The 22,768-nt window shown below is 39.2% G+C and carries 19 protein-coding genes; 8 read left to right on the top strand and 11 right to left on the bottom strand.

All coding sequences use genetic code 11. The features are described 5' to 3' along the window. Window positions 1-68: 68 nt before the first annotated feature. The 5 genes from CXF89_RS01420 to CXF89_RS01400 all read left to right on the top strand — a co-directional run bounded on the left by CXF89_RS01420 (window position 69) and on the right by CXF89_RS01400 (window position 8,114). Window positions 69-1,370: a polyamine export protein PaeA gene (locus tag CXF89_RS01420; RefSeq protein WP_024607789.1), complete on the top strand. Its 1,302-nt coding sequence runs from the start codon at window positions 69-71 to the stop codon at window positions 1,368-1,370. Window positions 1,371-1,659: 289 nt separating this feature from the next. Next, window positions 1,660-2,829: an efflux RND transporter periplasmic adaptor subunit gene (locus tag CXF89_RS01415; RefSeq protein WP_121953596.1), complete on the top strand. Its 1,170-nt coding sequence runs from the start codon at window positions 1,660-1,662 to the stop codon at window positions 2,827-2,829. Window positions 2,830-2,841: 12 nt separating this feature from the next. After that, complete coding sequence (locus tag CXF89_RS01410; protein ID WP_121953595.1) at window positions 2,842-5,976, top strand: efflux RND transporter permease subunit; 3,135 nt, start codon at window positions 2,842-2,844, stop codon at window positions 5,974-5,976. Further along, window positions 5,973-7,391, top strand: coding sequence for an efflux transporter outer membrane subunit (locus tag CXF89_RS01405; protein ID WP_121953594.1), 1,419 nt, complete (start codon window positions 5,973-5,975; stop codon window positions 7,389-7,391). The genes CXF89_RS01410 and CXF89_RS01405 overlap by 4 nt, the downstream gene beginning before the upstream one ends. A gap of 96 nt (window positions 7,392-7,487) precedes the next feature. Further along, entirely contained in the window at window positions 7,488-8,114 is a 627-nt protein-coding gene (locus CXF89_RS01400; protein WP_121953593.1) for a TetR/AcrR family transcriptional regulator, read from the top strand. A gap of 66 nt (window positions 8,115-8,180) precedes the next feature. On the opposite strand, the gene CXF89_RS01395 is transcribed toward CXF89_RS01400, so the two are convergent. The 6 genes from CXF89_RS01395 to CXF89_RS01370 form a co-directional block, all read right to left on the bottom strand. After that, window positions 8,181-9,293, bottom strand: a complete 1,113-nt coding sequence (locus CXF89_RS01395) for a HupE/UreJ family protein (protein WP_121953592.1) — start codon at window positions 9,291-9,293, stop codon at window positions 8,181-8,183. After that, window positions 9,290-10,315 carry a hypothetical protein gene (locus tag CXF89_RS01390; protein ID WP_121953591.1) on the bottom strand — a complete coding sequence of 342 codons (1,026 nt, stop codon included), beginning with the start codon at window positions 10,313-10,315 and terminating at the stop codon, window positions 9,290-9,292. The genes CXF89_RS01395 and CXF89_RS01390 overlap by 4 nt, the downstream gene beginning before the upstream one ends. A gap of 53 nt (window positions 10,316-10,368) precedes the next feature. Then, window positions 10,369-10,878 (bottom strand): Ig-like domain-containing protein, encoded by a 510-nt coding sequence (locus CXF89_RS01385; protein ID WP_121953590.1) that lies wholly within the window; start codon window positions 10,876-10,878, stop codon window positions 10,369-10,371. Between the two features lie 11 nt (window positions 10,879-10,889). Then, complete coding sequence (locus CXF89_RS01380) at window positions 10,890-12,482, bottom strand: DUF4331 domain-containing protein (protein ID WP_121953589.1); 1,593 nt, start codon at window positions 12,480-12,482, stop codon at window positions 10,890-10,892. 158 nt (window positions 12,483-12,640) lie between these two features. Continuing rightward, window positions 12,641-13,324, bottom strand: coding sequence for an anti-sigma factor (locus CXF89_RS01375; RefSeq protein WP_121953588.1), 684 nt, complete (start codon window positions 13,322-13,324; stop codon window positions 12,641-12,643). After that, a complete protein-coding gene (locus tag CXF89_RS01370) occupies window positions 13,321-13,845 on the bottom strand; it encodes a sigma-70 family RNA polymerase sigma factor (protein WP_024595876.1) in 525 nt (174 codons plus the stop codon). Before CXF89_RS01370 ends, CXF89_RS01375 begins: the two co-directional genes overlap by 4 nt. Window positions 13,846-14,194: 349 nt before the next feature. Between CXF89_RS01370 and CXF89_RS01365 the strand changes: the two genes are divergently transcribed. Continuing rightward, on the top strand, window positions 14,195-15,814 hold the full coding sequence (locus CXF89_RS01365; RefSeq protein WP_121953587.1) for a diacylglycerol kinase family protein: 1,620 nt from the start codon (window positions 14,195-14,197) through the stop codon (window positions 15,812-15,814). Window positions 15,815-15,864: 50 nt separating this feature from the next. Here the strand turns inward: CXF89_RS01365 and CXF89_RS01360 are convergent, their stop codons facing one another. Together CXF89_RS01360 and CXF89_RS01355 are read right to left on the bottom strand one after the other, a co-directional pair. Next, a complete protein-coding gene (locus tag CXF89_RS01360) occupies window positions 15,865-16,173 on the bottom strand; it encodes a VF530 family protein (protein WP_010553962.1) in 309 nt (102 codons plus the stop codon). 54 nt (window positions 16,174-16,227) lie between these two features. Further along, a complete protein-coding gene (locus CXF89_RS01355; RefSeq protein ID WP_008134362.1) occupies window positions 16,228-16,530 on the bottom strand; it encodes a DUF1496 domain-containing protein in 303 nt (100 codons plus the stop codon). A 138-nt stretch (window positions 16,531-16,668) separates the two neighbouring features. On the opposite strand from CXF89_RS01355, the gene CXF89_RS01350 reads away from it, so the two are divergent. Next, the gene (locus CXF89_RS01350) at window positions 16,669-16,902 is read left to right on the top strand and encodes a TIGR02647 family protein (protein WP_007582405.1); all 234 of its coding nucleotides are present in this window, start codon (window positions 16,669-16,671) and stop codon (window positions 16,900-16,902) included. A gap of 12 nt (window positions 16,903-16,914) precedes the next feature. Here CXF89_RS01350 and maiA read toward each other — a convergent pair whose 3' ends face one another. Both maiA and hmgA read right to left on the bottom strand, forming a co-directional pair. Further along, complete coding sequence (gene maiA / locus CXF89_RS01345; RefSeq protein WP_121953586.1) at window positions 16,915-17,544, bottom strand: maleylacetoacetate isomerase; 630 nt, start codon at window positions 17,542-17,544, stop codon at window positions 16,915-16,917. 2 nt (window positions 17,545-17,546) lie between these two features. After that, the gene (gene hmgA, locus CXF89_RS01340; RefSeq protein WP_121953585.1) at window positions 17,547-18,848 is read right to left on the bottom strand and encodes a homogentisate 1,2-dioxygenase; all 1,302 of its coding nucleotides are present in this window, start codon (window positions 18,846-18,848) and stop codon (window positions 17,547-17,549) included. A 151-nt stretch (window positions 18,849-18,999) separates the two neighbouring features. Here hmgA and CXF89_RS01335 point away from each other — a divergent pair, with 151 nt between their 5' ends. Next, window positions 19,000-19,431: a MarR family winged helix-turn-helix transcriptional regulator gene (locus CXF89_RS01335; protein WP_121953584.1), complete on the top strand. Its 432-nt coding sequence runs from the start codon at window positions 19,000-19,002 to the stop codon at window positions 19,429-19,431. A gap of 51 nt (window positions 19,432-19,482) precedes the next feature. On the opposite strand, the gene CXF89_RS01330 is transcribed toward CXF89_RS01335, so the two are convergent. Further along, entirely contained in the window at window positions 19,483-22,602 is a 3,120-nt protein-coding gene (locus CXF89_RS01330) for a TonB-dependent receptor (RefSeq protein ID WP_121953583.1), read from the bottom strand. Between the last annotated feature and the right edge of the window lie 166 nt (window positions 22,603-22,768).

Genomic DNA, 22,768 nt, shown 5'->3' with positions numbered 1-22,768 from the left:
CATTTTAAAAACCGATTATAATCCAGCTGCTTTTTGTTTAAAAAAGCACTAACTTTTTGGAGCGTTAAATGGGTGATTTAATCGGGATTAGCTTATTGATCTTGATCAGTGCGTTGTTTGCTATGTCAGAAATAGCAATTGCAGCGTCGCGTAAAATAAAACTGCGTGTAATGGCAGATGAAGGGAATATAAAAGCAGCAGCGGTACTAAAGCTACAAGAAAATCCAGGGGCTTTTTTTGCCATGATCCAAATAGCACTTAATGCTATAGCAATACTCGGTGGTATTGTGGGCGAGCAGGCGCTATCTCCTTATGTTGAAAGTGTGTTGGTATTGTTTTATCAAGGTGCGCATTTAGAAAAAATTAGCTTTTTATTTTCATTTTTTACTATTACATCCTTGTTTATATTATTCGCCGATTTAATGCCAAAGCGTTTAGCGATGATCATGCCAGAAGCGGTCGCTGTTAGAGTGGTTACAATAATGCGCTGGGTTACCTTTGCATTAACCCCGCTGGTGATGTTTTTTAATGGTGTCACTAACTTTGTGCTGCGCTTATTTAAAGTGCCCGCTGAGCGAGAAGACAATGTGACAACAGAGGACATTGTTGCCATGATGGAAGCAGGTGCTGCATACGGTAGTTTGCAAAAGCAAGAATATGAACTCATTGGCAATGTGTTTGACCTAGAAGCGCGATTTTTATCAAGCGTAATGACGCCACGCGACCAAATTGTATATTTTGATTTAAACGAATCTAGCCATGATATTGCGACTAAAATTATTGACCATCCTCATAACCACTTTTTAGTGGTGTCAGGAAATTTAGATAAGTTGCATGGCTCTGTTGAATCTAAAGATATTTTACGACAAGTACTAAAGGGCGAAGCCGCCAATATAAACGATGATCTCATTGATAAAGATGTTTTTTACTTACCCGAAACATTAAGCTTATCTGAAGCTTTAAATGCGTTTAAAAGTGCAGCAAAACCATTTGCTGTTGTCGTAAACGAATATGCGCTTTCGGTGGGCATTGTAACGGTAAAAGATTTAATGAAAGGGTTTATGGGTGATTTAATCACTCATCAAGGCGACGAATTAATCATAGAACGCGATAAAAATTCATGGCTTGTAGATGGCTTAACCCCAATTACCGATTTAGCAAAAGTACTTGATATAGAAGAATTTCCTGACCAGATGCACTATGAAACGGTCGCTGGTTTTTTAATTTACAATATGAAGCGAATACCTAAACGCGCGGAGCATTTAACTTTTTCAGGCTTTAAGTTTGAAGTTGTTGATGTAGAAGGAATTAGGGTAGAGCAGTTGTTAGTTTCAAGGGTTATTAACCCGCAGAGTGCTAATACCCTTTAAAATAAGGTGTGTGCTTTAGTTTTTATATAAATAGCCAAGCTGTATTTGCTTGGCTTTTTTGAGCCTGTTAAAAACTTCGTTTCTAAAATGAGATATTATTTCAATATGTTAAGTTGTTTTATTTTCATACAGTCTTGATTCTATTTTCATCTAATTAACATTAAATGCAACCTAAGACGTATATTGTACTGAGGAGTGTAAGTTTGTGTAAATTTCTTCTAATTAAGATTCATTATCAGCGCGTTTTAATTTAGAATGATCGTTCACTCTAAACTAAAAGGTATTTAACATGCAGCGTTCCCGCATCGCTTTATTTGTATTGTCAGCCCTCGTCGGTTCTGTTGCTTTAACTGGTTGTGATCAAGCAACTGAGCAGTCACAAGCTTCAGCTCCTAAAGCTGTACCAGTGGGTGTACTTACATTAAAAAGCCAAGCGCTTACTCTCAAAAAAGAACTTCCTGGTCGTATCAGTGCATTTCAAATTGCTGAAATTCGCCCACAAGTAAGTGGTATTGTGCAATCTCGTTTATTTGTTGAAGGTAAAGAGGTTAAACAAGGCCAGGCTCTGTATCAAATAGACCCTGCGACATTTGAAGCAGACTTAGCAGCAAGTGAAGCAAGTGTTGCACGTGCTCAGGCGAGTATTTCAAGTAGTAAAGCTAAAGCATCTCGTTTTAGCGAGCTTTTAAAAATAAAAGCGGTAAGTCAGCAAGACTTTGATGAAGCAGATGCTGCATACAAACAAGCAAAAGCAGAATTATTAACGGCTAAAGCGCAGTTAAAATCGGCGCAAATTAACCTTGATTACAGCCATGTGTCGTCACCAATTAGTGGTCAAATTAGTAAATCAAGCGTAACTGTAGGTGCACTAGTTAGTGCTAACCAAAGTACTGCACTTGCTACAGTGACTCAGTTAGATCCAATTTATATCGATTTAACACAATCAAGTAATGAGCTTACCAAACTTAAAAAAGCAATATCATCAGGTGCTCTAAGTGTTGATTCGACTAGCCAAACTGACGTTGAACTTATTATGGAAGATGGCTCTATTTATCCTCATAAAGGCACATTGCAGTTTTCTGAAGTGACAGTTGATCCAAGTACTGGCTCAGTAATACTACGTGCTAAATTTTCAAATCCAGAAAAATTATTACTGCCAGGCATGTATGCTCGAGCTTCTATAGTAGAAGGTGTTAAGGCGGGCGCTATTTTAGCTCCGCAACGTGGTGTTAGCCGTAATTCAAAAGGCGAACCAACAGCAATGGTTGTGAGCAAAGACAACACAGTAGAAAGCCGCGTATTAAAAGTAGATAGAACGATTGGTTCTGATTGGCTTGTTACTGATGGCTTAATGGATGGCGATAAGTTAATAGTTGAAGGTTTACAAAAAATCCGCCCTGGTGCACCAGTGAATCCATCTGAAATTCAATCGTCTGCTAAAGCCGATCAAGCGCAATAACGGAGAGTTTTAATGTCACGATTTTTTATCGATAGACCGATATTTGCTTGGGTACTCGCTATTGTAGTGATGCTTGCAGGTATTTTGGCGATTAGGAGTTTACCTATTTCGCAGTATCCTTCAATTGCACCGCCTGCAGTAAGTATTACAGCAACGTACCCTGGTGCATCTGCACGTACACTTGAAGATACGGTAACGCAAGTTATTGAGCAAAAAATGAAAGGCCTTGATGGCTTGCTTTATATGTCATCTACGTCTGAGTCGAGTGGTTCTGCTACGCTTACACTTTCGTTTAGCGCTGAAACAGACCCTGATATTGCACAAGTTCAAGTGCAAAATAAACTAGCGACAGCGACTCCACTATTACCAGAAGCCGTTCAAAGGCAAGGTGTTGTAGTTGCAAAGTCAGCGCGTAACTTTTTAATGGTTTATGCTTTTGTGTCTAAAGATGGCAGCATGACCAATATTGATATTGGCGATTATGTTTCATCAAACGTGCAAGATATTGTCTCGCGTGTTGAAGGCGTAGGTGAAGTGCAGCTGTTTGGTTCTCAGTACGCGATGCGTATTTGGTTAGACCCTTCAAAATTACAAAATTATAAGCTGACACCTGCTGATATTAGTGCATCAATTAGTGCGCAAAATGCACAAGTATCTGCCGGTCAACTTGGCGGTATGCCTGCCGTTGATGGTCAGCAACTTAATGCAACAGTAACAGCGCAAAGTCGATTACAAACGCCAGAGCAATTTGAACAAATATTGGTTAAAACTAATCCAGATGGCTCTTTTGTACGTCTAGAGGACGTTGCTAGAGTAGAGCTTGGCGGTGAAAGCTACCGCGTTGTTGCTCGTTACGATGGGCAACCTGCATCAGGGTTAGGTATTAAATTAGCCAGTGGTGCTAACGCACTTGATACTGCCGCTGGAGTTAAAAAAGCAATTGAAGAGCTAAAACCGTTTTTCCCTGAAGGGTTAGATGCTGTTATACCTTACGACACAACGCCGTTTGTATCGTTATCTATCGAAAAAGTTATTCACACCTTAATTGAAGCTGTTGTACTTGTTTTTGTAGTTATGTATTTGTTCCTACAAAACTTTAGGGCAACACTTATACCAACAATAGCAGTGCCAGTGGTTTTACTAGGTACGTTTGGTATTTTGTACACCTTTGGTTATTCAATAAATACGCTAACGATGTTTGCGATGGTACTTGCCATAGGCTTATTGGTAGATGACGCAATCGTTGTGGTAGAAAACGTTGAGCGCTTAATGACCGAGGAAAAACTCTCGGCACTTGAAGCTACGCGTAAATCGATGGATGAAATTAAAGGCGCGCTGGTAGGTATTGCCATGGTGCTTTCTGCGGTATTTATCCCAATGGCATTCTTTAGTGGCTCTACCGGTATTATTTATCGTCAGTTTTCTATAACACTGGTATCGGCGATGGGGTTATCTGTTTTAGTTGCTCTTATTTTAACGCCTGCATTGTGTGCAACGCTTTTAAAACCAAGCCATGTACATAACAATGAGACGTTATTTGGCCGATTTTTTACAGGCTTTAACCGTGGTTTTGATAAAACAAATTCAGGTGCACAAAGCTTTGTAGGCCGTATGCTTACGCACTCTAAACGCTACTTACTTATTTATGGTGTGATTGTGGGCGGTATGGTTTATGTATTCTCAAGCTTGCCAACGGCATTTTTACCTGACGAAGACCAAGGTATTTTGTTTAACCAAGTTTCACTGCCAGCAGGCTCTACAACACAGCAAACGCTTGAGGTTGTTAAAAAGGTAGAAAATCACTTTTTAAACGATCAATCTGAAGCTGTGAATGGTATTTTTACCGTTACTGGTTTTAGTTTTGCAGGCTCTGGCCAAAACTCAGCAATTGCCTTTGTTAACCTTAAACATTGGGATGAGCGTCAACGTGACGAGTTATCTGTTCAAGGTGTTGCAGGTAAAGCGATGGGCTACTTTTCAACGATAAAAGAAGCGTTTGTGTTTGCATTCCCGCCACCTGCAATTGTTGAACTGGGTACTGCTAATGGCTTCAATATTTTCTTACAAGACCGTGTAGGCCTTGGCCATGACGCACTTTTGGCGGCACGAAATCAGTTATTAGGTTTAGCAAGCCAAAGTCCAATTTTAGCGGGCGTACGTCCAAATGGACAAGAAGATATGCCAGAACTACAACTTGATACAGATTTGGCAAAAGCCGAAGCGCTTGGTGTGTCGCAAAACGATATTAACAGTACACTTTCGACAGCATGGGGTAGTAGTTATGTGAATGACTTTATTGACCGTGGTCGAGTTAAAAAAGTGTATATGCAAGGTGATGCACAATCGCGCATGGTGCCTGAGGATCTAAATAAGTGGTATGTGCGCAATGATAATGGCGATATGGTGCCGTTTTCAGCGTTCGCTAGTGCTTACTGGACGCATGGTTCGCCACGTTTAGAGCGTTACAATGGTTTTTCAGCAATGGAAATTCAAGGTAGCGCAGCGCCGGGTTACAGTACAGGCCAAGCAATGGATGAAATGGAGCGTTTAGTTAAACAATTACCTAATGGTATTTCGTCTGAGTGGACCGGTATTTCATTCCAAGAGCGCTCAAGTAGTGGTCAAGCACCTTTACTATATGGCTTATCGCTATTGTTTGTATTTTTATGTTTAGCTGCACTTTATGAAAGTTGGTCGGTACCGTTTGCGGTAATGATGATTGTGCCACTGGGTATATTTGGTGCAATTATGGCAGCGCTAGGCGGTGGCTTATCTAACGATATTTACTTGCAGGTTGGCTTGTTGACCACCATTGGTTTGGCATCTAAAAATGCGATACTGATTGTAGAGTTTGCGATTCATAAAATGGATGATGGGCTTGGCTTAGTTGATGCGGCTATTGCAGCTGTACGCTTACGATTACGTCCAATACTCATGACTTCGATGGCCTTTATTTGTGGTGTTTTACCACTTGCTATTGCCTCAAGTGCAGGTTCTGGCGCACAAAATGCGTTAGGTATTTCGATTATTGGCGGCACACTCGCATCATCAATATTAGTTGTTGTATTTGTACCGTTGTTCTTTGTGTTAGTTCGCCGTGTATTCCCTGGTAAAACTAACGAGACAACAAAGGAGAGCGCAGAATGAGCATTAAAACATTCAGCCTAAGTGCAATTGCTTTATTGGTGCTAAGTGGTTGTCAATTAGCGCCAGAGCAAAAAGACCTTGCTCTACCAGTATCTGATGCTTATGCATCAGGTACTGAGCAAAGCGCTGCGCAGCAATTAAATTGGCAGCAGTTTTTTAATGATGAAAAACTACAAACCTTAATTACGCAAAGCCTTGAGCATAATAAAGACATGCAAATTGCAGTGCTTAATGTGCAGCGTGTGCGTGGTTTGTATCAAATTGAAGACTCTGCTTTGTATCCGTCGCTTGATTTAAATGCTTCTGGTACGCGCCAGCGTTTACCGGCTGATTTGTCGGGTACTGGCGATGCAGCTATTAGCTCGCAATACAGTGCAACAGTGGGCATTACGTCTTACGAGTTAGATATTTGGGGCAAAGTACGCAACCAATCAGCGCAAGCACTGCAAAATTTATACTCTACAGAGCTTAGCCAATACAGTACGCAGGTGTCTTTAATTTCAGAGTTGGCAAATGCGTGGCTTAGTTACGCGACGGACTTACAACTGCTAGAGCTTGCAAAAGAAACGCTCACCTCTCAGCAAGAATCATTATCGCTTACGCAAAAAAGCTTTGATTTAGGTGCGACGTCTTCGATTACCCTTGAGCAGCTTAGAAGTACAGTTGCTACAGCAAAAGTAGACATAGCAACGTACAAGCGTTTGTTAAAGCGTGATAAAAGTGCCCTAGATTTATTAGTGGGTAAATCTGTTTCAGCTGATTTGCTGCCTAATAAAGACCTGACTAACTTGATCAGCATGCCAGAAGTGCCGGTCGGTTTACCGTCTGACCTGTTATCGCAACGCCCTGATATTAAAGCCGCTGAGCATTTAATGCTTGCTGCAAATGCCAATATTGGTATTGCACGTGCGGCGTTTTATCCAAGTATTAGCTTAACAGCCAATGCCGGGTCTGCTTCAAGTGATTTAAGTGGCTTGTTTGATTCAGGCTCGGGTACATGGAGTTTTGTGCCGTCAATTAGCTTACCTATTTTTAATATGGGACGTAACCAAGCAAATCTTGATGTAGCAAAAGCCGATCAAGCAATTGCGGTGGCAACGTACCAGCAAAAAATTCAAAATGCGTTTCGCGAAGTTGCCGATGCACTTGCTGATAGAGAAGGTTACCAAGAGCAATTAAGTGCCCTTGATATGCTTATAAATAGCCGACAAATCACGTTTGATTTATCAAAAATGCGTTACGAAAAAGGCGCAGATAGCTACTTGCAAGTACTTGATGCTCAGCGTACATGGTACGGCGCGCAGCAACAGTTAATTTCGGGTCAGCAAGCGTATCTTGCAAGCCAAATTAACTTGTACAAAGCGCTTGGTGGCGGATGGAACGTAACCAGTGAAACAGCTCAGGTAGAGAAATAATATTTTCGGCTTTTAAAGCCGCATTACATATTTACATGGCGAGACTATTTATAGCTCTTGCTTTACTGGGTTTATGACTTGGTAGTGGAGTTGAACATGAAGCCTAAAGCAAAAAGGCAAACAGATCCCGCGATAGCACTGGCTAGGCGTGAGCAAATATTAACAGCTGCTGCAGAGTGTTTTCGCCGAAAAGGTTATCACGGTGCAGGTATGGCTGAAATATCTAAAACGGCAGGGATGAGTGCAGGCCATATTTATAATTACTTTGAAAGTAAAGAAGCCATTATAGAAAGCATTATTGAAAAAGACATGGAAGAAATGTTCTCCATCTTTCAAAAGTTTGAAGATCACCCTGGTGATGTTTTAGCGGCTCTTTTAGATGGCTTAAATATTGGTGTGCAAAGGCACATGGACACAGGCTCGTGTGTTATTGATTTAGACATGATGGCAGAAGCAGGTCGAAATATTAAAGTAGCAACTCTCTTGCGTGAAACCGATATTCAAGCAAGAGGGCGCATGAGACAGCTTTTAACAAGCGAGCGAAGTGCGCTCAAAGACATTGATGAGCTTGAACTTGAAAGCCGAATTAACGTTATTTTTTCGATGATGGCGGGGTTATTACTCAGAAAGTTACTCTACCCTGAGCTCACCGAAGAAACGGTACTCATAGCGCTTCGCCCTGCGATGAAAACATTACTGATGCCATTTGATAAAGCGCAGTAACGCTCAAAATAAATAACCAAAAGTAAGCTAGCCAATATTTTGGCTAGCTTTTTTATTTTAGTCTATTTAAAAGCGCTCGATTGACCACTGAAGTGCAATGATTGCGATAGCAACGGAGCCCATTGGCATTAACCACTTTTTATACCAAGTGTAGTGTCGCACATAAATGAGTATTGGTAAGGCTACTAGTAAGATACTAAGTTGTCCGATTTCGACGCCTAAATTAAACGCTAAAATGCTAAGCAGTTGATAGTCGCTCGACAAGCCAAGCTCGCCAAGTACGCTCGCAAATCCCATCCCGTGCAGTAAACCAAAAGCAAAAGTAAGCCAACCTAAACGAAGTACCAACGGCCACACATTATTTAATGCTGCAAATAAAACCGATATAGCAATTCCAAGCTCTACCCAGCGGCTATTTGGTGAGACTAAGCTCATAGCTGTTGCGGTAAGCGTAATAGAGTGCGCAAGTGTAAACGCGGTTACTATCCATGCTGTGTGTTTAATAATTTGTTTTTTAGAGCTAATACCTTGCCATGCTTTATCGCTGCGCTTTAAAACACAGGTAAGTAACAGGGCGATTAAAAATAAAATATGATCAATACCAATCCAAATATGTAAAACACCCTGATACACGTATTGATTAAACGTACTTAAATAACTTGTTTGCTCAAAGCTGAACGTTTGTTGTGCCTCGTTGATATTAAATACACGAGATACACCGTTTATATTTACGATGGACTTATGATTGGCATCGGTTTTAAAAAAAGCGGAATAGGAAAGGGAGATTACTTTATTGTCATCACAGCTAAACAGCAGCGGAATGACTAAATAAGGTTGGTTAAAATGATTATCTAGCTGATAGATTCCTTCACTTTTTAAAGGGCATATTTGCGCGTTTTGCGTGATATTTAAATTTTCTTCAATGAAGTTATTAATTGAGCTGCGTTTTGCTTTTATTTCTGCCCACGAAATTTGCCCGTTTTTATCTAAATCCAGAGGCACTGCGTGCTCTAAGTCGGCTATATTAATTTGCCAGGTACCCGTGTATTGGTTTTTGTTGGTGTCGTTATTGTTCTCGCTATTTAAGGTTATATAACTTGTACTTAGTTGATGGGCAAAGCTGTAAGTTGAGAAAATACACAGCATTAAAGTGAGTATAAATAGATAAGGCGTTTTCATAGTGTGTCTCGTTGCATCGCTTTTGCTTGAATAAGTAATTGCTCATCGGTGCTCATTTTAGCCTGTTGCCAATTAATATGAGCCCAGTAAAGTGCTTTTTCGCGATTTGGTTGTACATCAAGGTAATATTTAGCTAAGTCACTTGCATGAAAAGAATCTTTACGAAGCTCTCGTAGTGTAACTCTTTGCGCCATTGTATTTTGCCATTTTTTATCGCGTTTATTTAGTTTTTTTTCTGCGATTGAAAGTCTTAGCAAAATAGCATCCTCTAAATTACTTTTATCAGGAAGCAGTACGCTTAATGTATTTAATACTTGTTGCGGTTGATTTAGAGCAATTTGAATATCGGCCCATAAAACAATAAGGCTCACAGGGGCTTGAACTAAATCTACACTTTGTAAGTGAGACAAAGCTTGTTTGTAGTTGTTTAAACGGTAGCTCATTTCACTTAAAACATGGTTTGTAGCTAGGCTAGTTTGATTATTATTTATAATTTTTACTAATGCTTGGTAGCTGTCTAAAACGCTTTCATGTTGGCTTTGTACATCGAGTACACAGGTGCTAGCAGTAATAGTGCTTACTTGCCCAATTAAGGCGACGCAGTGTTTTTTTGCTTGTGCAAACTTACCTTGAGTCATAAATATATTGGCTAGCAATAAATGGCTATTACTATGTTTTGGCTCGGCAATCAAAACGTTGTTAGCAATATCAATAGCTTCGTCAAAAAGGTGCTCTTTTTGTAAAACGCGAGCATATAAGTAACCAATTTGAGATGAGGGTGTTTGTTTATATAGCTGGGCTAAACGGGTTTTAAGTAGCCCCTGTAAGCGCTCTGTTTGGCCGGCATATTGGCTGTTAGTGACTAATGTATTTATTTCGTCAACAGAGAGGGAAGCACTAAGCGTTGAATTACTTTTAGCAATAACTGCATCATCTTTTGGGGTAAAAAGCGCAGCGCTTAACGCAAGGGGTGTTAGGCATAAAGTAATAAATGCGACGGACTTAAAAATTGATAAATGCATTATAAATATCCTTTGAAAAAAGCCATCCATGGCCTGTCAGCTTAATTACTTGGTTAGTTACCGTTTGTTGAAATTAATCCATCAACATCGGTATCTGTGTTTGTAAACACCCGACCGTTAACAGTTAATGGCTCTGCATTTGCGGCTTGATTAAATGCATCGGTTGCAAATTGAGCAAAGTCGACTTGTAGTGCGTCAATTGTAATGTTTACTGTTGCAGTTACTTGCGAATTAACGCCATCACTTACACCAAACATAAAACTATCTGAACCTGTCGCTTCTTTATTCGGTGTATAGGTAAAGTTACCATCGCTATTAACGGTAACAGTTCCGAGAGTTGGCTCACTTGTTAACGAGTAAGTCAGTGAATCGCCATCATTGTCGGTTGCGCTAAGCATATCGGTAATGCTTACCTCAGTTTGTGTAGTTAGCATTGCATCACTTGCGGTAGGCGCTGTGTTTACAACCGGTGTAGGCTGTTTTTTATCATCATCGCTACTACATGCTCCCAATGTTAATGCACTGAGGAGAACACAAATATGGGTAGTTTTTAAATTACGCATTATTTTACTCCTTATTTAGAGCCAGCAAGCGGTGTTGCAAGGTATGGGAATGATGAATCCATCATTGTTGCATCAATAGGTGCACCGTCAGTAAATGGCACTGTGCCTGTATTAGCATCCTCTGGTACACAGAGTCCTAAATCAGTGTCTTCACCATTTACAGGAATAGGGTGACATAAACGACCCATCACAACACGAAGTGCAATATCAACCACATCATCACCCGGGCGACGACCATTTGGGAAGCCGGCTAAATCATTACCCGCTACACCAAATGCAGATTGATCAGCTTGCGCTGTTGCTGCAATGTCTGTATTTAAACGTAGCATTTCTGAAGGTGTTACTGTTGCTTGTTGATTAACGCCTGCAAAACCCGTTAAAAATGCAGTGATTAAATCAGTACGCGGGAAGTTTGTGGGTGCCAGTGTTTCTAAGTTTGCGCCAAGAGTGGTATTAACAGCATCTTTAAACAAAATATTTAATAACTCTGGTAATGATGGGTGCGATACATAATCTAAAAATTGTGCATCGTCCTTAGGATGTGCAGTAGAGAATGTGTCTTTGTCTTTAATACCAATTACCAGCTCATTTACAAGCGGGCTACCTAGTCGTGAAACCTGAGTTAATGCACCACCGTTTACCGCATTATTAGCAAATTTAGCATTTGGGTTTAATACACGTGCTTGAGGTAAGCTTGCTGTTGTCCATGCACCAATTACTTTGTTACCTTCACCGACAATACAGCTTTTAGGTATTTCGATAGCGATTGATGTTACGTTTTTATCTGCAAGGTCGTCATTATCGGCTGATTGCGTTATACCACCTGGAAAACCACCGCCGTCACCAGCACCAGGGGCGCTATCGCCTTCTACAGGTACATAGTTAACTAAATCAAATGTTTTACCTAGGTTAACTACAAATGGGTCTTTACGTTGTCCTACAAAAACTTGTGCCATGCTTTCACAGTTAGGAATAGAAACCTGATACACAAATTGGTCAGCATAAGTTTGGTAATCGCTCATTGAGCCAAATGTTTTATTGCCGACATAATCAAGCGGTTTAGAAAATGTGCTTGAGTTTGATGCAGTGTTGTTTAATACCGTTGTTTCGCCAGTACGCTGCGCGCCGCTAATCATGCTCATTGTGTATGATTCGCTAAAATTTGCAGCGCTGTCATCACCGGCAGATACACCGCCTACATTTTTAAGCGGTACAGACACGGTGCGTTGATTACCTTCAGGTCCAACAGTTAATTGCACACCTTGGTTATCATTAGGAAGCATGCTTTTAAAGTTAAACGCAAATGTAATATCTTCAACAGCATCGCCGTCGTTATCTATATGAATGCTGTAGGTAGCATCTGGGTCCATTGCAAAGTAATTAGGACCGCCGTATGCATCTTGCAGCGGGATATAGTTAGCAATTAATGTTACAAAATCATCACGACCTTGCTCGTAACTATTAAATACATAAAAATCGGTTGAATCTAAAGTCGGGAAACGGCTTATATTTGGCGCTTCTCTGTGGCTAGATGCTTCACTTGGTGCACTTACAAACGTACTACATATTACTACTGCGAGTATTGATGGAGTTAAAGCTTTCATGACTTTGTCCTTTAGTTTTGATTGAAGTCATAGCTAATAACGGGGCAGGATTTAAATTGGATGCAAAAAAGTTAAATTATTTTTATTTTTTGTTAAAAAAGTTTTAGAGAAGGTTGGCTGCTTTAAGTAAACAGCCAACTTTAGTCATAATAGTAGGGTTATAAAAGTACTAGCTCTGTGGTGTAAAGCACTTCAGTAGGAGAACCATTTGGTGAGCCACCAATAGGTTCTAAGCTCACGGCTAACAATGCGATATCACTTGCGTTAAAACGGTTATCTTTAAATAATATTTTACTGCCTTGCTTGGGAAGTAAACCCAGTGAAATAGGTGCATCTTGCCCTTTTAAAATCATCCACAACTCATAATCTTTATTAGTTTGGGCAACCAATTGGCTACTGGCTTTAATTGAGAGCCCTTGCTCGCTTACATCAATAAACCACAATGATTGTTTATCTTGATTTTGAACCAAAGCAATTTGTTGAGTGTGCATAACATTGGTACTAGGTTGAATAACTAAAAAGGCTAAAACAATACACGCAGCAGTTGCCACAAAAGACCATGTACGCCAAATTGAAGGCTTGGTATGTATCACTGTTTTACTTGTTTGTGGCCTGTTTTCAATACGTTGTAGTATATTTACCCATACCTCGTCACGTGGCGTTTGCGGCGTAATAGCACTCGCTAAGTTGTTTAGGTTTTGCTCCCACATATTTGTTGCTTCACGTGCTTGATTTGAATTAAGCAACAGACGCTGAAAACGCTTACGGGCAAGCCCTCTAAGTGTGCCAAGCACATACTGCCCAGCAAGCGCGTCTAATAATTCGGGTTTATTATAATTCATAATGTTAAACACCTTTGTAGCTGCATAAGCCCACGCCTGATCCAGCTTTTAACTGTACCTAATGGCGTTTCTATATGATCCACTAGCTCGCTATGACTCAGCCCCTTATAATAAGCTAAGTGAATAGCTTGTTTTTGTTGTGGCTCAAGCTGTTCGATACAATTAACCAGTTTCGTTTCTTCATCGTAATTAACGTCGATACTTTCATTTTCATATTCGTCATCGCCTAACGACTGCTCTTTTCGTACTTTGTGATAGCGTAGTGAGTCAAGACTTCTGTATCTAACTATACTTATCATCCAACTAATAACGGTGCCTTTAGAGGCGTTGTATTCAGATGCGTTATGCCAAATTTTTATAAAAGCATCTTGTAGTGCCTCTTCCGCATAAGCTCTGTTAGTGAGCATATTTAAACTAATAGCAAAAAGTTTGCCGCTAGTTTGTTGATATAAACTTGAGAAAGCATTTTTGTCTCCTTGTGCTGTTGCGCACAGAAGAGGGAGTAAATCATCGTTATCCATAGGAGTCCTGTTTTTCTTATTATCATTGAGTAAACGGTTGAGAGTGTGATTTGGATGCAAAAAATTTAATTGATTTTTAGATTAGCTGCTTTATACGTTAGTACAAGCAATAACCGATCAGTGTTTGAAATTTAGACGTGTAAGTATAATTTATTCACATGTTTGTAAAAAATGCACAAAGAGCAGATTGCACTTAAATTTATTTTATTATTAACATTACATATCAATAGCTTATGATTTTAATTTGAATTTAAAATGCCATTTATATGGCGTGATATTTGCAAAAGAGTACATAAAGCCGTTTAAATTAAAATTAGAAAATCGGAATTATTTACACAAAGGAGAGACTATGTGGGCTGCAATTGGTTATTCACTTTTAGCATTACTACTTATTTTTATTGGTTGGGAAGTAAACTCTGTTTACTTTGCTATTGTTTTTTATTGGACTGCACTGTCACTTTTATTAGTGAGTACCGCATATATTTTTAATACAGCAAAAATATTTAGAAAACGTGAAAATGGGGTGATCCCATTTTATATACGTTGGGCGTTTGTGCCATTTTTATTTGGTGTGCAAATTTATAATGCCTGGTCACGTAAGCGCGATAAAGTGCCGCCAATTCAAAAAATAAACGAAAACCTATTTTTAGCTTGCCGATTATTTCCCTCAGACATAGACACATTAAAAGATAACGGAATTACGGCAATTTTAGACGTTACGTGTGAATTTGACGGACTCGAGTGGAGTTCAACACAAGAGAATATAAATTACTTAAACATTCCGGTGCTCGATCATAGTATTCCTACCCATTCTCAGTTAAATCAGGCTATTAATTGGATACATCATCATATTAAAGAAAACCGTCGCGTAGTTGTACATTGTGCTTTAGGCCGTGGGCGGTCAGTTTTTGTAATGGCGGCTTATTTATTGAGTCAAAACAAAAATGCAGATGTACATGAAGTACTTGCACAAATAAAGGAAACCCGCGAAACCGCAAATTTAAATAAGCATCAGCTTCGCCATTTAGCTAAGCGCCATAAAAAAGGCGAGCTGCTGATTAAAAACAAAGCCGTTTTAATTGCAAATCCAGTATCTGGTACACGATTATGGCAAGAAAAAGAGCACTTAATTGTTGCGCGGTTATCGGCCTATTACGATTTAAAAGTACTTACTACTTCACAAGACGTAAACGGTATTGAGCTTGCTAAACAAGCGATTACGCAAAAACCAGACATAATAATAGCGTGTGGAGGCGATGGTACAGTGGCCGAAGTTGCAAGCGTACTTGTAAATACACAATGTAAGCTAGGTATTATACCAATGGGGACTGCAAACGCACTTGCGCATGTATTGATGGGGATTAGCTCTAAATTTATTCCTGTTGAACAAGCCTGTGATTTAATAATTGATGGTCAAACAAGCACAATAGATACCGCTTATTGTAATAACGAATTAGTACTTTTATTAGCGGGCATTGGTTTTGAGCAATCAATGATTGAAAAAGCAGATAGAGAGTCGAAAAATAAATCGGGGCAACTTGCCTATTTAAATGGCTTTTTTGAAGCGTTTGGCGAGCAGAAATCACAGTTACTTAGTGTGAAACTTGATGATAATGAGCCGAAAGAAATATGTACAAATAGCTTTATTGTGGCTAACGCTGCGCCTTTTACAACGTTATTGGCTCAAGGTGGTGGGCAGCCAAATCATAGTGACGGGCTTCTTGATGTGAATTGGCTAACACCAAATAATGAAAATTCTACGACAATATTGAGCATTGCAGAACTGATGTTTAGCAGTTTAACTCAAACACATTTAGCTATAAATTCGCATCATACAAATGCTAAAAGAGTCGAGGTGACAGGTGAAGGAGAGTTTAAGTACGTACTTGACGGTGAAGTTAAAACTGCTCACAAACTCGTTATTACTATTGAGCCGGCCTCATTAAATGTGATTTGCAAAGAGCAATAAATCGCGCTAATTACAATCAAAAAAGGAGCTAAATTAGCTCCTTTTTTACATCATTTTTTAATTGATGGCCAAACAAACCCTGTTGTATCCGGCGCTTGAGAAGATGTTTCTCTCGGTGCACTTTTTGGTCTACGAATAGGTTTGTTATTTATAGTGTGAATATAAAGTGCTTCCACTTTATCGCGAGCCCAAGGCGTTTTACGCAAAAACTTTAAACTCGATTTAATGCTCGGTTGATCAGTAAAGCATTTGATTTTTACTTGCTCGCCAAGTGTTCTCCAGCCAAGTCGCTGTTCTAACTCAACAAGTATTTGTTCTAACGTTACCCCATGTAAAGGGTTTTTAGGTTGATTATCCATAGCCATACTACTTATTTAAACTGCGTGCATTGTAGCTCAAATCAGCTTTTAGCGCTAATTCACAGTGATTGTTTTAGGAGCTGTTGGGTAAATAGCATTACCTTGTTTATCTATTTTAAGCCAAATGAGTTGGCTGTTACTGTGTTGGGGTGTTTTAGCACCGCACAAAAGTGTAAATGAGTGAATTTGTATTAATGCGCCTTCGCTATAGCGTTTGTTGTCGTACCAACAGTTTGATTCTTCATTTACAAACTGGTTTGCATCAATAATTGAATGGGTTTTAAGGGTTGTTGCTTCACTAAGTATTGAATACGATAAGCTGCTAAAACAAAAGCATAGAATTAAAAAGTTACGCATTAGAGGCCTTTAAATAGGGAGGGTTAAAAATAATACATTAAGCTAAAAAACGTGCTAGTGTAAAGTACACAAAGTGATTTTAATTATAAACTTAGTTACTCACAGAACAACTTGGATTCAAATAAAAAGGTGCACACAATGCAATTTAATCAAACAATGATCGAAGAATTCACACTATTAGCAAAGTTTCCTCGCGACAGTAAAATGCAGGGTATTAAATTACACTCAGACGCAGAGCCAAGCTTACTTAGTGCAGCGCAACGCTTATTTGAAAAAGGGATTATAGATAGCCCAGATGGAGGATATTTAACTGATCTGGGCTTAGATTTAATTGAGCACATTACGGTTATTCATAGTGCGCTACAAAGTTAGTTTTAAATTAGCTTAATTTGCATCGGGTTGATTTTGCGGTGCAGCGTCATTAAATGCAGCTAATTTATTACAGTGTTCGTAAATGGCTGCAATTTTTGGATAAGCGCTCATATCTACGTTAAAACGAATTGCATTAAATACTTGCGGCACTAAACAAATGTCAGCAAGTGTTGGTTGGTTACCAAAACAGTAGTCATCATTTTCGTTTAGCATCAGTTCTATTTTTTCAAAACTAATTTCTATCCAATGTCGATACCACTTATTTTTAGCCTCGTTATCAACACCTAATTCGTTCGATAAATATTTCAGCACGCGTAAATTATTAACAGGATGAATATCGCAGGCAATGGCAAAGCTTAAATTTCTTATTTGTGCTTTTTGCCACGCAGTCCCCGTAATTAATGGCGATTGCGGATAAGTTTCATCAAGCCATTCCAGTATTGCAAGCGATTGTGCTAAAACACCATTATCAGTTTCAAGTGCAGGTAGTAACCCTTGCGGATTAGTGGCTAAGTATTCCTGCCCAAGCTGCTCCGATTTTAAAAGGTTAACAATAGCAAGTTCATGATCGATTGCTTTTAAGTTAAGCGCTATACGCACCCTATAAGCCGCTGATGAGCGAAAGTAGCTGTATAATTTCATAATTAATCCTGTGAACCTGTAAATTGTTTTTTAATAGTACGCCAGCAATCGGTGTAGTTTGGTTGGCGTTCCCTACCTTCTAATGCATATTTTGTCGGTGAAATTATATAGCGCGACTCAAACATAAAGGCCAATGTGTTTTCGTATTTTTGTGGTGTAAGCTCAGCGTTTGAGGCTTTTTCAAATACGTCTGCTTCAGGTCCATGTGGCGACATACAATTGTGTAAACTTGCACCACCAGGTACAAAACCATGCTCTTTTGCATCATACACACCTTCAATCAAGCCCATAAATTCACTCATAATATTGCGGTGATAATAAGGCGGGCGAAATGTATTTTCGGCTACCATCCAACGCGGTGGAAATATCACAAAATCGACATTTGCCATACCCTCAGTAGCAGAAGGAGAGGTTAGCACAGTGAATATAGACGGGTCGGGGTGATCAAAGCTCACTGTATTCATTACATTAAAACGCGATAAGTCGTATTTGTAGGGTGAGCTATTACCCGTCCATGCAACTACATCAAAAGGAGAGTGCTTTATTTCACAGCTAAATAAATTACCGTTAAATTTAGAAACAAGCTCAAAGTCACCTTCTTTATCTTCAAATGCAGCAACGGGGTATTGAAAGTCTCTGTCGTTGGCATAACCGTTTGCACCAACAGGTCCTCGCTCTGCAAGCTCTAACGCATGGCCATAATTTTCACAAATATAACCACGGGCTGTATCATCAATTAAATCAACAGCGAACTTAATTCCTCTGGGAATCACAGCAATTTCACCTGGTTTAATGCTTAACTTACCGCACTCGGTGTGAATTAATAACTCACCTTGCTGAGGGACAAACAACATTTCGCCATCGGCATTGCAAAAGTAACGCCCTTGCATTGACCGATTAGCGACATATACATGAATGCCAATACCAGATTGCCCATTGGCACTGCCATTAGCTGCCATAGTTACCAAGCCATCAATAAAATCAGTCGGCTGTGAAGGTATATCAATAGGATTCCAACGTAGCATTGTTGGTGGTGTTACGGCTTCAGTGATTGGGGCTGTTCTTATTAGGCCGTTATCAATTGCTTGGTAATCACCTTGCACTACCGAAGGACGAAGGCGGTAAAACCAAGTGCGGCGATTTGAAGCGCGAGGAGCCGTAAATGCAGTCGAACTAAATTGCTCGGTGTATAAATCGTATTTAACCTTTTGTGGGCTAAATTGTCCTATCGGCAATGCACCGGGTAGCGCTTGTGTTTCAAATTCATTACCAAAACCTGTCATATAACTTAATTGTGTCGCCATTACTGACTCCTGTGAGAGGGGGTTGGTTTAATATTATTATTATTTCAGTTAAGATACTCTCAAGTGAGACTAATATCAAATGTGCAACTACGCACCTGTGTAAATATTAATGAACACCAAAGTAAGCCTTATAAAGCTGGGATAACCAAAAATGAAAATTGATTTAGCAACGTTTTTACCTTATCAATTAACGAATGTAGCAACACGTGTAAGTAACGACTTTGCCGAGGTTTATCAAACTAAGTACGGTTTAAATATTCCCCAGTGGCGAATACTTGCTAATTTAGCGCAGTATGGCCAAAGCAACGCAAAGGATTTATGCACGCAAGCAAATATGGACAAGTCGACTGTTTCACGCGCGGTAAAAGTTTTAATAGATAAAAGTTTAGTGAGAAGTGAGCTAAATAAGCAAGACAAACGCGCAGCATTACTTGTGCTGAGTAAAGCAGGGCAAAACTTATATGAGCAAATAGCACCCGATGCACTTAATTGGGAAAAACAATTACTGAGTACTTTAACCAACGAAGAATACGAAGTGTTAGTGAGTATTTTTGAAAAGTTAAATAACAAATTAAAGGCATAAAAAAGCCCACAAAGTGGGCTTTTAAAAGGTGTTTTAGGCTACAGTTCTAAATTAGAAAGTGTAACGAACACCTACACGCATTTCCCAAAGAGATGCATCACGTTGAGTTGTGGTGCTTGCGTTATTCCCGTTAAAGTTTGAATAAACGTAACGGCCTTGGTCATCAATATCTGTTGAAATCATACGAGCACCAACGAAAGGACCTTTTTTCAGTACACCCCAATCATCGTTTAACATATTAGTTAAGTTATCGATTACGAAGAATGCTTCACCTTTATGGCCATCCATGAACCCAGGTACTTCTTGAGTTAGCTTAAAGTTAAACTTAACAAACCAATCAGAATTTTGCGCGTTACGACCTGAAATTTCACCACGTTTTAATCCTTCAGATGCAATGAACTCATTAAATTCATTAATCTCATCTGCTGACATGTTATAAACAACGTTAGGATCGTTTACTAACGGTACATAAAGTAGTTGGCGAGAATCATTTGAATTAAAATCACCAAATGTATCTTCATCGTTACCATTAAATGTGAAGCTGTAAGGCAAGCCTTTGTATGCTTCACCAAATAAATTAAAGCGAGTGCTATATCCATCGATAAATTCATGTGTGTAAGCAAGGTTTAATGTAAAGCGATGAGGTATTTCATAATCTGATGAAGATACACCAGGATCTAACGGGTTAGACGTTGCCAAGTTACCGTAGTTAGAGCTCGCTGTTGAACTTGTCATTGGGTTAACATCATCAGCATCTGTATAAGCATATGATAGTTGTACTTTAATACCGTTATCGAATGCTTTGCTTACAGCTGCAGAGATAATTGAAGTTTCACCACTGTCACCATTAACATTTGTTAAAAGTAAATCACCGTCACGTCCTTCAATAGAGGTTAAAATTGGACGACCATCAAAAGTAGTAGTACCACTGTCAGTAAGGGCTTGGTCCATTAACGTTGCTGCATCACGCTTTTTGGTGTAGAGATAATCTAATGAGATTACATATTCGTCTTCTGTTGTATAAGTAGCCCCTACTGAATATTTCCATTCCGATGGGATTTCAAAATCAGAAGCTACGGCGTTCGTAAAGCTATCTCCAGAACCAATTACTGTGTTAGCTACTTTATCAAACTGTGATTGTGGTACATCAAAACCTGGTTTTCCACCATTCACATTTGGTGTAGCAAATAAATCAATAGATCCAAACTGATTTGCGCTAATATTTGTGATGCCGTCGTTTGAATATGAGTTAGATAACCACACATTCGGATTACCACCTGAAAATAAGCCCAAACCTGCGCGAACTTCAAGTGCATCAGTTGCATACCATTCAAAGCCAATACGTGGTTGAACTAAATCCACACCATCAAATGTTGATTGGTTACTGAAACCATAACGTGCAGTATAGTTTTCATTTAAAGTAGGCTTGTCATCGCTAGTGTAACTGTCGTAACGAAGACCAAACGTTAGTGATGCATCAATGTCTGAGAAGCTATATTCATCTTGAATATAAAAAGTATGTTGAGCATATGAGAAGCTAGCGCCGGCATCTGCAGCATTATTCGTACCTGCGGCATTATTGTAGAAAATTGCACTTGCAATTCCTGCTTCGTAATCATCAATACTTGCAAAACTCCATTCACCTTGCGTGTGTTGAACGAATTGGTTAAATACTTCTAGCTCTTCATACTCGTAACCAGCTGTTATCGTGTGCTGGTCAAGGTAGTAAGTACCAGCAAGTTTAAATGTAGTTGTATCGTAATTTAAATCGTTTGATTGACGAGAATCATCTGGACCTAAATATACTCGACCTCCATCCGATGTGTTTACTTGGAATTCACCAAAGCTGCTTGCAGCATCAAGTGATTCAACACGTGCATCTAGTTCCGATTTACCTAAACGAACTTCAGTTGAAAAATCGTCATTCCAGTCTGAGTATAATGAACCGATGATTGAAGTAAATTCTGCACCTTGCTCATAAAAGTGACTATCTAACGATAGGCGAGTTGAACCAGTATCTGATTGAGATAATGTAAAGCCGTCATTATAGTTATAAACTAAGTTAGCACGGTGAGAATCGTTAATGTTCCAATCTAATTTAATTAATATTTTTTCATCTTCTACAGGTGCACTCGAAGGAGTGGTACCTGCATCATAACCATACACATTTTGTGAAATTTGTTGGATACGAGCTAAGTCGCTTTCAGAAACACTTGAACCTAAAGGGTCATAATTGAATTGTGCTACCCCTTCTAGCTTTTCATATGAAGTATATAAAAATAATGAATCTTTAATTAGAGGTAAGCCAACATTAAAACCGTAGCGTTTTTCATTATAACTACCGTTATCAACGTCTTCGCCTTCAATTTTATCACCTTTCATTGAATCATTTGTGTAATCGAAAAACACGCCACCATGAATTTCGTTGCCGCCAGATTTAGTTACAGCATTGATGTTACACGCTGTAAATCCACCGTACTGAACATCAAATGGTGCAAGTTCTACAGCTACTTGCTCAATTGAATCAAAAGAAAAAGGTGCGCGAATAGTAGGGTAACCATTTGAGCTTAAGCCGAAGTTATCGTTCATACGAACGCCGTCTAGCGTTAAACTATTAAATTTTGGATTACCGCCACCACAGTTAATAGTGCCGCGGCTATCATCTATTGCTACTCGTGGATCAACACGAATGATATCTTTTAAATCACGGTTAATAGCAGGCTGATTCTCTAGATCTGTAAGTGTGAAAGTAGACGCCGGACCAGTACCACCAGACATAGAGCTAATTGGCGCGCCAGAAACTACAATTTGTTCCATGCTTGATTGTGACTCAAGAGAAACGTTTACTGGGTAATCGTTACCAATATTAAGAATAATGTTATTGAATTCTTGGTCTGCATATACATCTGAATCAACAACTACTTTATAAGGACCGCCAACTCGCAGGCCTTTAGCTGTGAAATAACCAGCGTCATTTACTTCAGTTGTTTTTACTGACCCAGAAGGTACGTGTAAAATTGTTACTTTAGTGCCGGCTGCTGGGTTGCCGTTAGGCCCCATTACTTGACCTTTAATTGCAGAGGTCGTTTCGTTAGCCATTGCAGCGCCACTTACACCAACACATGCTGCAATAGCAAGTGAAAGAGCTGTTTTGCGTAATTGAGTTTTCATTTAATTTTCCCGTGTAGTTATTAATTAAATTTTTATATTTTTATTTTAAAATTTTGCAAAATAAACAGTTGAAGTTCATTTATTCACAATCCGTTACTAGTGTACCTTATTTATTCGTTACAAATAAAATACAACTGCAATATATTTTTAATAAATAGTACTATTT

It is taken from the genome of Pseudoalteromonas sp. MelDa3 (assembly GCF_002863625.1).
GTDB classification, from domain to species: Bacteria; Pseudomonadota; Gammaproteobacteria; order Enterobacterales; family Alteromonadaceae; genus Pseudoalteromonas; species Pseudoalteromonas arctica.
Note: the sequence above shows the minus strand (reverse complement) of the source record. Positions and strands in the feature narration are given on the sequence as shown.

Bases quoted from the DNA above. Each gene is read 5' to 3' on its own strand.
- CXF89_RS01420 (WP_024607789.1), top strand. From the start codon at position 69: ATGGGTGATTTAATCGGGATTAGCTTATTGATCTTGATCAGTGCGTTG.
- CXF89_RS01415 (WP_121953596.1), top strand. From the start codon at position 1,660: ATGCAGCGTTCCCGCATCGCTTTATTTGTATTGTCAGCCCTCGTCGGT.
- CXF89_RS01410 (WP_121953595.1), top strand. From the start codon at position 2,842: ATGTCACGATTTTTTATCGATAGACCGATATTTGCTTGGGTACTCGCT.
- CXF89_RS01405 (WP_121953594.1), top strand. From the start codon at position 5,973: ATGAGCATTAAAACATTCAGCCTAAGTGCAATTGCTTTATTGGTGCTA.
- CXF89_RS01400 (WP_121953593.1), top strand. From the start codon at position 7,488: ATGAAGCCTAAAGCAAAAAGGCAAACAGATCCCGCGATAGCACTGGCT.
- CXF89_RS01395 (WP_121953592.1), bottom strand. From the start codon at position 9,293: ATGAAAACGCCTTATCTATTTATACTCACTTTAATGCTGTGTATTTTC.
- CXF89_RS01390 (WP_121953591.1), bottom strand. From the start codon at position 10,315: ATGCATTTATCAATTTTTAAGTCCGTCGCATTTATTACTTTATGCCTA.
- CXF89_RS01385 (WP_121953590.1), bottom strand. From the start codon at position 10,878: ATGCGTAATTTAAAAACTACCCATATTTGTGTTCTCCTCAGTGCATTA.
- CXF89_RS01380 (WP_121953589.1), bottom strand. From the start codon at position 12,482: ATGAAAGCTTTAACTCCATCAATACTCGCAGTAGTAATATGTAGTACG.
- CXF89_RS01375 (WP_121953588.1), bottom strand. From the start codon at position 13,324: ATGAATTATAATAAACCCGAATTATTAGACGCGCTTGCTGGGCAGTAT.
- CXF89_RS01370 (WP_024595876.1), bottom strand. From the start codon at position 13,845: ATGGATAACGATGATTTACTCCCTCTTCTGTGCGCAACAGCACAAGGA.
- CXF89_RS01365 (WP_121953587.1), top strand. From the start codon at position 14,195: ATGTGGGCTGCAATTGGTTATTCACTTTTAGCATTACTACTTATTTTT.
- CXF89_RS01360 (WP_010553962.1), bottom strand. From the start codon at position 16,173: ATGGATAATCAACCTAAAAACCCTTTACATGGGGTAACGTTAGAACAA.
- CXF89_RS01355 (WP_008134362.1), bottom strand. From the start codon at position 16,530: ATGCGTAACTTTTTAATTCTATGCTTTTGTTTTAGCAGCTTATCGTAT.
- CXF89_RS01350 (WP_007582405.1), top strand. From the start codon at position 16,669: ATGCAATTTAATCAAACAATGATCGAAGAATTCACACTATTAGCAAAG.
- maiA (WP_121953586.1), bottom strand. From the start codon at position 17,544: ATGAAATTATACAGCTACTTTCGCTCATCAGCGGCTTATAGGGTGCGT.
- hmgA (WP_121953585.1), bottom strand. From the start codon at position 18,848: ATGGCGACACAATTAAGTTATATGACAGGTTTTGGTAATGAATTTGAA.
- CXF89_RS01335 (WP_121953584.1), top strand. From the start codon at position 19,000: ATGAAAATTGATTTAGCAACGTTTTTACCTTATCAATTAACGAATGTA.
- CXF89_RS01330 (WP_121953583.1), bottom strand. From the start codon at position 22,602: ATGAAAACTCAATTACGCAAAACAGCTCTTTCACTTGCTATTGCAGCA.